This is a genomic window from Leptospira fluminis (assembly GCF_004771275.1).
Lineage (GTDB): Bacteria > Spirochaetota > Leptospiria > Leptospirales > Leptospiraceae > Leptospira_B > Leptospira_B fluminis.
On sequence record NZ_RQEV01000010.1, the window covers coordinates 60495 to 72148 of the forward strand.

At 47.1% G+C, this 11654-nt stretch carries 10 protein-coding genes; 2 read left to right on the forward strand and 8 right to left on the reverse strand.

Features of this window, described 5'->3' with window-relative positions:
- Positions 1-9: 9 nt before the first annotated feature.
- Entirely contained in the window at positions 10-2022 is a 2013-nt protein-coding gene (locus EHO61_RS09120; RefSeq protein ID WP_135813314.1) for a PAS domain-containing protein, read from the forward strand.
- 10 nt (positions 2023-2032) lie between these two features.
- Here the strand turns inward: EHO61_RS09120 and EHO61_RS09125 are convergent, their stop codons facing one another.
- The 6 genes from EHO61_RS09125 to EHO61_RS09145 all read right to left on the reverse strand — a co-directional run bounded on the left by EHO61_RS09125 (position 2033) and on the right by EHO61_RS09145 (position 7811).
- Positions 2033-2851, reverse strand: a complete 819-nt coding sequence (locus EHO61_RS09125; RefSeq protein WP_135813315.1) for a sterol desaturase family protein — start codon at positions 2849-2851, stop codon at positions 2033-2035.
- Positions 2852-2971: 120 nt separating this feature from the next.
- Positions 2972-4048, reverse strand: coding sequence for a helix-turn-helix transcriptional regulator (locus EHO61_RS09130; RefSeq protein WP_135813316.1), 1077 nt, complete (start codon positions 4046-4048; stop codon positions 2972-2974).
- Entirely contained in the window at positions 4045-4806 is a 762-nt protein-coding gene (locus tag EHO61_RS09135; protein ID WP_135813317.1) for a Rossmann-fold NAD(P)-binding domain-containing protein, read from the reverse strand. Before EHO61_RS09135 ends, EHO61_RS09130 begins: the two co-directional genes overlap by 4 nt.
- Before the next feature lie 2 nt (positions 4807-4808).
- The gene (gene purB, locus EHO61_RS09140) at positions 4809-6110 is read right to left on the reverse strand and encodes an adenylosuccinate lyase (RefSeq protein WP_135813318.1); all 1302 of its coding nucleotides are present in this window, start codon (positions 6108-6110) and stop codon (positions 4809-4811) included.
- A 130-nt stretch (positions 6111-6240) separates the two neighbouring features.
- On the reverse strand, positions 6241-6405 hold the full coding sequence (locus EHO61_RS17225) for a hypothetical protein (RefSeq protein WP_167884841.1): 165 nt from the start codon (positions 6403-6405) through the stop codon (positions 6241-6243).
- Positions 6402-7811, reverse strand: a complete 1410-nt coding sequence (locus EHO61_RS09145; protein WP_135813319.1) for a flavin-containing monooxygenase — start codon at positions 7809-7811, stop codon at positions 6402-6404. Before EHO61_RS09145 ends, EHO61_RS17225 begins: the two co-directional genes overlap by 4 nt.
- 192 nt (positions 7812-8003) lie before the next feature.
- On the opposite strand from EHO61_RS09145, the gene EHO61_RS09150 reads away from it, so the two are divergent.
- Entirely contained in the window at positions 8004-8585 is a 582-nt protein-coding gene (locus EHO61_RS09150) for a TetR/AcrR family transcriptional regulator (RefSeq protein ID WP_246032063.1), read from the forward strand.
- A gap of 85 nt (positions 8586-8670) precedes the next feature.
- Here EHO61_RS09150 and EHO61_RS09155 read toward each other — a convergent pair whose 3' ends face one another.
- Positions 8671-9738, reverse strand: coding sequence for a hypothetical protein (locus tag EHO61_RS09155; RefSeq protein WP_135813321.1), 1068 nt, complete (start codon positions 9736-9738; stop codon positions 8671-8673).
- Positions 9739-9741: 3 nt separating this feature from the next.
- The gene (locus EHO61_RS09160) at positions 9742-11580 is read right to left on the reverse strand and encodes an extracellular solute-binding protein (protein WP_135813322.1); all 1839 of its coding nucleotides are present in this window, start codon (positions 11578-11580) and stop codon (positions 9742-9744) included.
- Positions 11581-11654: the final 74 nt, after the last annotated feature.

Genomic DNA, 11654 nt, shown 5'->3' on the forward strand with positions numbered 1-11654 from the left:
ACTAAGATCGTGTCGCATCCTTGGCTATTGCCGACAATCCTAGCTTCTCTTCCGGCGGGCTTTCTCTTATTCGCGATCTATCTTTATCTGTATTATAAGGAAAAGCAAAGGGCGCTTTTACTCTGGGCGATCTGTTGGTTCTTTCACATTCTTTTTTACGTAGGCAATATACTCAGGATCACGGAAGCGGAGACGATCTATAAATATTACCCGAACGTAACTGTGGATTTTCTTCAGGCATGCTTTCAATTGGCCGGATGCATGAATTTCCTGAAACGTAAAACCCCGGGATTCTTGATCGGAATATTCGCTACGGTGGGAACTTGGGCGATATACTTGGATCTAGTCAACGACAGGAGCGATTTGTTCATATCCCCGATCTATCTTCTGGTCGGGATTTCGATGAGCTATACCGGCTACGTATTCCTGAGAAACAGTCATGAGAATCTAGGCAAGAAAATCGCGGGGTGGATCTTTTTGCTTTGGGGATTTCACGTATTGAACTATCCTTTCCTCAGAAGTTCCGTCAAATTCGCACATTTCGGTTTTCTTTTAGGAACTTTTTTCCGCATGGCTTCCGCGATCGCGATCTTACTGGCTTTTTTCGAGGAACTCAAAGAGGCGCTTTTACAGACCCAGAATAATTATAAAAAAATAATAGAGACTACGCAGGAAGGGATTTGGATGATCGACAAGGAAGCTAACACCTCTTTCGTGAACCAAAAAATGTGCGAGTTTCTGGAAATTCCCCAGCGCAATTTCTTGGGAAAATCCCTGTATGACTTTGTCGCACCCGAAAACAGATCCCTGTTGGACAAACGGTTAAGGGAGAGAAAACTAGGAATCAGCGAAATCCACGAATTCCATTTTAAAAACAAAATGGGAGAATCGGTATGGCTCCTCATGTCCAGTAGTCCCATATTCGATATTCACGGAAATTACGAAGGCGCATTGGCAATGAGCACGGATATTACGCCCTTCAAAAAGGCGGAAGGTACGCTTAAAGAACGGGAACGCCAACTTTCCACCTTGATGAAAAACCTTCCGGGAATCGCGTATCGGTGCCAAGTGGATATGGATTGGACCATGGAGTTCATCAGCGAAGGTTGTTTCGAACTGACCGGGTATTCTCCTTCCGATTTTGTGTACAACCGGACCGTTTCGTTCGGAAGCATCATCCATCCGGAGGACGCTCAGAAAGTCTACGACGACGTTGTAGAAGCGATCAACGCGAACAGGACTTACCGGTTGGTTTATAGAATCCATCATCGCAACGGAGAAATCCGATGGTTCTGGGAACAAGGCTCAGCGGTAAAAGGGGAAAACGGGGAAATAGTGGCTCTGGAAGGTTTTATCACCGATTTCAGTCAGGTAAAAGCCGCCGAGGAGATCATGGCGGAAACCTTGAAGGAAAAGGAATTGTTGCTGAAGGAAGTCCATCACAGAGTCAAAAACTATCTTCAGGTTCTCTCTAGTCTTCTTTCCCTCCAATTGGATAAGAGCGAAAACCCCGAATCGAAATCCATATTGCTCGAAAGCCAAAATCGAATACAGTCCATGGCTTACGTGCACGAATCCCTGTATGGGAGAACGTCGGTAAGCGACGAATTTTTTCCGAAGTATGTCAGGAAATTGGTGGAGAGCCTGTTACGGTCCTACGGCTTCGATCATAACGATATCGAAATAGATCTGAGATGCGAATCCATTCCCCTGAAGCAGAACGCCTTTATTCCCGTCGGCCTCATATTAAACGAATTGGTTACGAACACTCTGAAGCACGCGTTCGTGGACAAATCCCCCTCCGAACCGAAGCGTTTGGGAATCGCCTTTTACAGGGAGGATTCCTGGATCCATTTGGAAGTCAGCGACAACGGCGGGGGAAAGGAACATCTGAAAGACGCTCTAGATACCATGGGACTCGAGCTTGTGGTTCTGCTAACGAAACAACTGAAAGGAACCGTCTCCGATATACCTTGTCCGAAAGGAACCGCCACTCGAGTCAGATTTCCGATGCTGGGCTAAAGGCTCCCGCTTACACCCCGGCGCTCTGAGGTCTTACTTCCTGGGTCTCCTCGGGAAGCCGATTCGTCACTTCTCGGAACGTCTCTTTGTATTTGGCATGATTCGTTCCCATCAGCCTGTCCCAGATATTGAAATACAATCCGTAATTGCAGTTAAAGTATTTATGATGCATGTTATGATGCGTCGTAGTATTATGCCAGCTTAAGAACCTGTTGTCCAAAAATCCTTTCGGGAACAGCTCGAATGAGAGGTGCCCTAAGACATTCAGAAAATTGCTGTAAAAAAAGAAGACGAGTAGAGCCATGGAATGCAAGGGCAGAATCAAGGCCGCGAGGGGAACGATTCCCGCCTCTATGACGGCTTCGTAGGGATGAAAGGAAAAAGCGGCCCAGGGGGAAGGATTGGTGGATTTGTGGTGCACCAAGTGCATTCTCTTGAATAGGACAGGATGGTGCATGAGACGGTGAGTCCAATAAAAATAAGTATCGTGCAAGAATATCAGAGCAACTATGCTGAAGACCAAATAAGGAACCCCATAATCTGAAACCTTATCGTATAATAATGTCCATCCCTGTTCTTTCATCAGATATACCAGCACGCCGGAGGCTGCGAAGATGAACAGAGTCAGCGCGGAATATTTGAGTTCGTGCCAGATCTTGTCCGCTTCCGGAAGTTTGGACTGGATGATCCTATGCTTCAATTTATCCCGGAAGAGTAGCCAGACGAAAACGTAAGCCAACCCGGCCATGATCAGGTATCTCACCCAAAGGGTGACAAGGGAGAAAAGATAGTAACCGTCCAATCCGTATTTCTGCACTAATTCCGTCATGGTTTCACCTCGAGTTCAGGTTCTTTGTTTCCAGATTCTATACGATGAGACCTTTCTTCGGCCAGATAATCCTGAAAAACTCTAGCCGATTCCGAAATCGGAGAGGATTTCGGGCGGAAATCAGGTCTGCAATTGCCTTTCCCGATTTTTACGAAACTCCGTGGGGGTCACTCCGGTGAGTTCCTTAAAAGCACGATTGAAGGGACCTAAGGATTGGTACCCCAAATCCATGGCGATCCGAATGATGGGCAATTCGTCTTTTTTCGGATCCAGGAGAATTTCGCAGGCCTCCTGGATTCTGTATCTGTTTAAAAAATCCGGAAAGTTACGGAACCCCATGGCTTGGTTGATCAATCGTCTTAATTTGTATTCCTGTACTTCCAGATCCTCGGCTAATTGGCCGATGGTCAGTCCTTCCTTGCGATAGAGTTTTTCCTCTTCGAAGGCCAGTACGAGTTTCTTTTTCAGGATCGGATCCGCTTGGACGATCCTTTCTTCTTCCTCGGTTCCCATCGAGGGTTCCGGGTCGACGAGACCGTCCTTCAATTCCAATACCAGATACATGAACGCGAGGATCAATCCCCACGCGAGAAGAACGTTGATCAAATCCAGAACTTCCGACAGCGTTTTTCCCCTCAGGATCAAGTGGGAAAAAATTCCGAACGTGATCACGCTACCGGTCATCAATATATGCACTTCGCGTAATCTCCTGCGCGTTTCCACCAAATCGTCCTTACGACCGGAGTATGTCTGAAAGATCGCGAATAAAACGAAAGCTAGGGAGATCAAAGTCGGAACGACGATATGGGCCAAAACCGTTTCCGATTCTATGGGCCCTCTCATGCTAATCTGATCCAGAACCGGATAAACGAGTAAGGCGGAAACGGCGATCTTTCCGAGGAGTAAAAGCCAGTGCCAGGCTTTGAGTCGGAAATGGTCCTTGAAAATCGCCGAGCTTAAGATCCAAAAAAAGAAAGGCAAGCTGAGTAGCCCGGCAAACAATACGATACGGAGCGGAAAGGAAATCCTCAGATCGGGATCCAGGCTGAGAATAATATAGGAAATGATTCCGAAAGAAAATCCTGCCGCGATGCGGATCCTGAGATCGTAATTGTATTTCCACGCGAACAACCCTATCAGGAAGATCAGGTTGGAGAGACAAAAATAATGTAGAATATTTGTGATCTCGGAGATCAAAGGGACTCTTCCAGTTTTTCCAACTCTCTCCAAAAGTCCTTTGTTTGTAAACCAGGAAGAAATTTCCGAATTAGACCGCTATCCACGAACGCATCTTCTCGATCGGGTTCGACTTCGGGATAGTTGGATATACGACCTTTTTCCTCTAAAAATTGAAAGATTTCCCACCAAGTATGCCATTGGTTGTCCGAAAGTACCAGTTCGGAAGGCAACTTGTCCTCGAAATCGGATAAAATCCCTCGAACCGCTTCGGTGATATCCGAAATATGGCACAAGTTCAGTTGTCGTTTGGATTTCCGAACCAATCCTTTGCGGATCCAATCCGCCGGATTCCGGAAAGGTCCGTAGATCCCGCTTAAGCGAAGTATTTTCCCCCCCGATTCCAAAAATTTCTCTTCGATTTCGAATCGTTCGTGTTCCAGATTCTTAGGCGTGCTTTCGCGAATTTCCCCCTCCCGCCTGTAAATGCTAGTAGTTCCCAAAAGCCATTTCCGGCGCGAGACTTTCGAGAAAGCCTCCGCCAGGAGGTATTTCGTGGGAACGGAATGTAAGGGAAACGTAATGATCAAGGAATCGAAAGGGGAATTCTCGTATTCACCGACGAACTTTCGGACGCTTTCCTCGTCGCCGAAATCGTAGATTTTAGAGTTCGAGACCGTCGTCTTGCGGGAAAAGGAGGTGATCCGAAATTCATCGTTTAACGATTCCAGTATTCTCAGACCGGTATAACCTAAACCTAAAATCGCGTGCTTGGACATGACTAATCCAGGCCGAGTCTCTTATAGATCAATCCCACCTTGGATAGGTAAGGTTCGATCCTGAAAATCTCCTCTAGGTCCGCTGCACTTAACGCACTTTGAACCTTAGGATCGGCGGCAAGACGATCCTTCAGGTTCTTGCCCGGATCCGCCCAAACTTCCATAGCGTGTCCTTGCACGATCGCATAGGCGTCCTCTCTGGTGATTCCGCCCTTTTCTATAAGATGCAAAAGCACCTTTTGGGAAAAAATCAAACCCCTTGTGATACCTAAAGTTCTTGCGATCGCATCCGGATAAACGTGGAGATTCCTGACCACGAAAAGCATCTTGTCCAAAATGTATTCCAAGGCGATCGTGGAATCCGGGATCACGATACGTTCTGCGGAAGAATGGGAAATATCCCTTTCATGCCAAAGAGGAACGTTTTGCAATGCGGTCTGAACGTTGGATCGGATCACTCTCGAAATTCCGGAAATTCTTTCACAGATCACCGGATTCCGTTTGTGCGGCATGGCGGAGGATCCTTTTTGTCCCGCCGCGAACGGTTCCTCCACTTCCCTTCCCTCCGTTTTTTGCAAAAGACGGATCTCCGTTGCAAAGCGGTCCAAACTAGCGGCAGTGACTCCTAATGTGGACATATAAGCCGCATGTCTATCGCGGGATACGACTTGGGTTGCGATCGGGTCAGGCTTGAGTCCCAACTTCCCGCAAACATATTCCTCTATATCCGGTTCAATGTTGGAATACGTGCCGACCGCTCCGGAAAGTTTTCCTACGGAGATTTCCTCTTTGGCGTCCTTCAACCTATCCCGGTTTCGTTTCATCTCTTCATAAAAAAGGGCGAACTTCAGACCTAAGGTCATGGGCTCCGCGTGAATGCCGTGGGATCTTCCGATGCAAGGAAGATCCCTGAACTGGATCGCCTTTTCACGAATTGCAAGAATGAGTTCGTCCGTCTTTTTCAGAATCAGATCCATGGCTTGAACCATCTGCACGCAAAGAGCCGTATCCCCGATATCCGAGGACGTGAGTCCGTAATGGACGTGACGTCCGGCCGGACCTATATAGGAATTCATGTTCGTCAAGAATGCGATTACGTCGTGATGAACCTTGGACTCTATTTCCAAAATTTCATCCACGTTGAATCTAGCTTTGGATCGGATTTCCTCGAAATCCTCTTTGGGGACCTCCCCTTTTTTCGTCCTTGCCTCGGTGGCAAGGATTTCGATCTCCTTCCAGATTTCGAATTTATTCTCCAATTCCCAAATCTTAGCGATTTCCGGATTCGAATACCGATCTATCATTCCCGATTTCCCCGGGGAAATATCCCCATTGATAGGATTTTTATCCGAGGTCGATTCGTAAACGGTTTTTGAAGACCGGAGGGAAGAGAAGAAGAAAGGCTCCTCTCCGCAAAACGATAGAGATTCCCGTTCAAGACGAAACGGATTGCGCGTAATCCGTCTCCGGATTTATCCCCTTTTGCGAAGCCGCCCGCGACGGCCCGATTTGTCCCACCGGAGAGATCGCTTCTCCGATCCCTCCCCCGGCTCCCGTAACCGGAACGATCCTATAACCCGAAAAACGGCGCAAATTCACGCGTTCGTTCCCGCAAGCCGGTCGGCTTTAGCGAATTCATTCCGTTTTTTTAATGATTCAAATTGACCGGCTTTCAATTCCGGCCAACCCATTTTCTTTTGCAATTTGGAACGGTATTTTTTATACGCCACCTGATTGACGTAAACGGAATGACGTCCCGTATTCAGGTATTTGATTCCACCGTTCAATAGAGGTCTGTCGCTTCGTATTAGACGTTCGAATTTTTCCGCGGAAACGTCCCCGCTCCGTTTCGCCTTTATATACGAAGAGATCAGATTCGCCATTTCGTCGAACATCTTGTATGCTCCTCCGTCCGTCTCCATGTAACCCAAAGCGTAAAGATTCTCGTGGTTACGATTGAAAAGCGTCAGATACAATTCCGGCCGACCGTTCTTCCATTCGAAATACGTTTCGTTCATGTACGGAATGGACCAATGATAACCGGTAGCGACAACGATAAGATCGATCTTCTCTTTGGATCCGTCCTGAAACTCCACGTATTCTCCTTCCAAACGAGCAATGTCCCCTTTCGCAATCACGTCTCCGTGACGCAGATTGTGAATGAGTTGATCGTTCAGGATCGGATGCGTTTCGAAAATTTTATGATCGGGTGCGGGAAGTCCCAACTTCGTCAGATCTCCCACAAGGAATTTCAAGATGATTCCGAATACCCATTGGGAAAACCAATTCGGGATCCAATGTGCTCCGTCGCCGAAAACGTCCGCAGGTATTCCTAAAATATGTTTCGGTATAAAATAATATCCCCGTCTAACACTGATAAAAGCTCGGTCCGCGGCGACCCCGGCATCACAGGCGATATCGCAACCGGAGTTTCCCGCACCTACGACCAAGACCCGCTTGCCCCGGAACAAGGACAGTTCTTTGTATTTTACACTGTGAAGGATCTCTCCTTTAAAGGTGTCCTGTCCGGGAAACTTGGGTACGTTCGGAGACCAGGTGATCCCGCTCGCGCAGATCACTCCATCGTACAATGCAGTTTCTCCGTTATCCAAAGCGACCGACCATTGGGACCCATTCTTTTCCACGGAACGGACGGAGGTGTTAAATCTGATATGCTTGTACAAATCGTATTCTTTCGCAAAAGCGCGATGGTAAGCCAGGATCTGACGATTGGAAGGATAATCGGGATAATCATCCGGCATCGGAAAATCCGCATAATTGGAAAGATATTTGGAAGAAATAAAATGAGCGCTTTCGTACATCGGAGATCCGGGATTGTCGATGTCCCAAATTCCTCCCACATCCGAATGTCTTTCGAAGACATGAAACGGAATTCCTTTCGACTTCAAGGACCTTGCCATGGACAATCCGGCGGGTCCGCCCCCTACGATACAATAAACTCCGGACTCTTTTAAATTCGATCTGATTTCAATTTTCTCATTCATTGCCTTCGCTCCAAAAATGAGCAATGTTCTCATTTTAAATATGGTCAATGATCATATTTAAAATGAGAGTCAAACAAAAAACTCCTACGGAAGAAAAAAGTAGTCCGGGAAGGGGACAAAATAGTACGGTGTCCCTATATGAAACAGGAGCCCCGCATCCCGGTACAATCTAGAAGTAGAGAAAGAGTAGATATGATCCTGAAAACTGCCAGGGATCTGATCGGGAAAAGGGGAATCGATGCGGTCAGTATGAGGGAGATCGCCCAGTCGGCTCGGATACAGATCGGCTCCTTGTACCAATATTTTCCCGGGAAAAACTCTCTGCTACTTGCCATCATGCGGGAATATTACGATAGGATCAACGAAGGCACGAAGACCTTATTGGAATCCGTTAGGAATGCGGAAGAATTCGAATCTCTAGGAGAAAAAGCGCTCATACAGTTTGCGGAGTTTTTCCAAAAAGATCCGGCTCTGGCAAATCTTTGGGCAGGAGCGCGAGCCGTTCCCGAACTGATCACCGAGGATAATTTGGATACGCACCGAAACGCGGAGCTTATCGTAAAAACGGGACTGCGCTGTCTTCCTGGACTGAAGGAAAACGACTTGAGACCCTTCGCACTCTATACTTGTCATACCATGGGGACCCTCGTTCGATTTGCGAACGAGCTGGACTCGCAACAGGGAAAAGCCGTGTTGGAAGAATGCCGTCAAATACTTCGGCTGAGATTAAAGTCCTTGGTGGATCTTTCCAAATCTAGACGAAGGAAAAAATAAACTTTTTTCAGCACAAGATGGAAAGAAATGACGCGAGAAAAATGCCCTTTCTTTCCCACTCCCCTCGCGCGGAATCCGGAAAGAATCAACCTAACTCGAAAGAACGTACGAATTCCTTGATTAGATTGATGTGATCCACCTCGGGAGAAGGATTTTCCTTACTCGGTTCGTACAGATGCTCGTCAAAAACGTGATAATCGAAAATCTTCAGCTCGAAATCGGGAATCGTGATAATGATATTCTCCGAATGGATATCGAAGATCAGCTTTTCCTCGTTGGCGAGATGACGGGTAACTTCTATGACACGATGAAAATCCAGGGCGATTTTCTTCAGCTTCGCTTTGCTTACCACGCCGAAACGATGAGTGTCGAAGTTCAACTTCCATTTAGGAAAGAGCGCGTCCTGGATGGGATTCTGCCGGATCTTTTCGTTTAAGCGGATAAATTCCTTCAGATGCTTTCCCGGAAGCAGGTTTTGATTGTCGCAAGGCGTCAATGTGATCACAGGGATTCCGAAAGGACTCTTTCGAAAACGCAATCCCATAAAAAAACGAGTGGGCAGAACGAGATCCGGAATCAGGCTTTTGAGTTTCCAATAATGCAACCTTTCCAATCCCAAACGGGCGAACTTGAATCGGATCTCGTCGCGGAGAGATTCCCTCCAGACTCCTTGTTGCAGGAATTCCATCAGTCGGATCTCCTCCGGCTTCAGGTATTTTCCTAGATTCTTTTGGACTTCCTTATATAAGGAACCGAAAATCGGATCGGAAGGAAGTTTGGATTTTCCTATTTTCACGACTTGGTTCCAGGGAAGCGCATAAACGAACTTATAGGAACCTCTACCGATATAATTTTCCGCCGCCAAGGGCATAAAACCGTCCAGAAATTCCCTCTCGTATCTATGCGTTATGCGAAATAGATGGGAAACCGGAAAAATCCGCTCGTAAGACTTCCGCAAAAAACCGGACTGCCTCAGTCGGAAATCTACGGGAAGGTCTTCGAGCGGGATGCGCTCTCCGGCCTTTTCCGGATCGAAGAAAAGTTCCTTATCGAGACCCTTTTCAAGGATTTCGATGAAATTCGGGATTCCGGGGGAATTCCAAAAATTCCGAATTGCGTCCCCGAATTCTGCGAACCTTCCTTTTTTTGCCATGTTTCAGTTCAGAGGAGAATATTTAAGCACAGAGGAATAAGTCGGCAGCGCGGTTTTCGTTTTCTTACTCGAGTTCAGTAGGTCCGACTTGTTCTCCTCCAACCACCACAAATGGTTGGCTCCGTTTTCGCCGCTGTATTTTCCGAGCGGGTTTGCCGGAAAACCGAATCGGTTCCAGTACAGCAACCGTGTCGACTTGGTGTTCCAGAGGAGAACGTACGGTACCTCCTTGGTTAGAGCCTTGTCGATTTTCCTAAGAATCTCGCTGCGCCTTTTGACGTCGAACTCGGTCTTTTGCTCCTGGATCAATTTATCCACTTCCTGACTTTTGAATCCCGCCAAATTATTTTGGCCGTTCTCGTCCGCATACTTTGAGAACCACATCGGTTCCGGATCCGGAAACAAACCGCCTCCCCAAGCCGCCCAGGTCATATCGAAATCGTATTTGTCCATACGGGAACTCCATTCGGCCAGATCCGTAAAATCGATCGCCGCTTGGATACCCAGTTCCTTGGCCCTCTCGATAAAGACCGTGAAATATTTTTCGGTTCCTTTGTCCCGATCCAATATGGAGAATTTGAACTCCTTACCGTTCTTTTCCAAGATTCCCTTCGCATTCGGTTTCCAACCTGCGTCGGATAACAATTTACGGGCTTTGGCAGGATCGTATTCGATAGGAGGATTCGGAGCGGTATTGGGAGGCCATACTCCGGTATAATACGCATCGGTAAGGTCATACTCGTTGAACGCGAGTTTTTCGACCAACAATTTGCGATCCACGAGGTGGGCGATCGCCTTACGCACTCGGACATCGTCGAAAGGAGGTCTTCGCATATTAAAAACCCATCCTTGAAAACCGATGGGTTTGTCGTTGTAGACCTTTTGCTTAATTATATAATTCTTATCGAAGGCCTCTCCTATGGCTTCCTTCACCCAGGTATACGCCTTATATACGGGATAAATATCTATATCCCCTTTTTTGAAAGCTTGAAAAGCGACGGCTTCCTCGGTATATACCTTGAACAAAAGAACGTCGAAATTATCGCTGCCCTTATAAAAAGGATAAGCACGCATCCAGTAATCCCCCCGTCTTTTCAAACGGATATATCTTCCCTTCTTGGCGGATAGAAGTTCGTACGGGCCCGAAACGACGGGAAATTCGAAATTCTCCTTATTGAAGTCCTTTCCCTGGAAATGGTGTTCGGGAAGAATGAACAAGGAATGGGCGACCGTCTCGAAGTTGGACCAGTGAATTTCCTTCTGCGTAAACTCCACCTCGAATTCGCCGATCACTTTCGGCTTCTCGAAACGGGCAAGACCGATCCTAAAAACCGCGGTGTTGTTATCCTTACTCATCAAGGTATCGTAGGTAAAGACCACGTCTTTTGCGGTAACAGGTTTCCCGTCGGACCATTTCGCGTTTTTGTCTATCGTGAAAGTGAACTTTTTTTTGTCCGGGGAAATTTTCCAGGAACTTGCCAGGTGCGGTATAGGTTCCAAAGAGATCGGATGATAATCCAACAAGGGTTCGTACATCGTCTGGAAAATTTCCGCAGTGGTGGAAAACTGTTCCAGATAATAATTCAGAGATTTCGGGAACTGGTGGCTATAGATCCGTAAAGTTCCGCCTTTTTTCGCGTTAGGCGAAACCATGGGATTCGGAGTTCTCAGGGACTCGGGAATGGAACTTAAAGCGCCTTCCCAGGGTTGATCCTTGACTACCGTTCCGTTGTCGGATTCCTCTTTTTCACCGCAGCTTAAAACGCCCCCGATACAAACCAGGACCGCCAAGAATAAGATCGAATTCCGGATTTTTTTGCCGCCTTTCCTTTCCCGTTTCAATGTGCACCTCGTCCTAAAAGAATTTCCGAGAAGGTCATTTCGGGCAAACCCAATACGGAAATTTCGGAGGGATT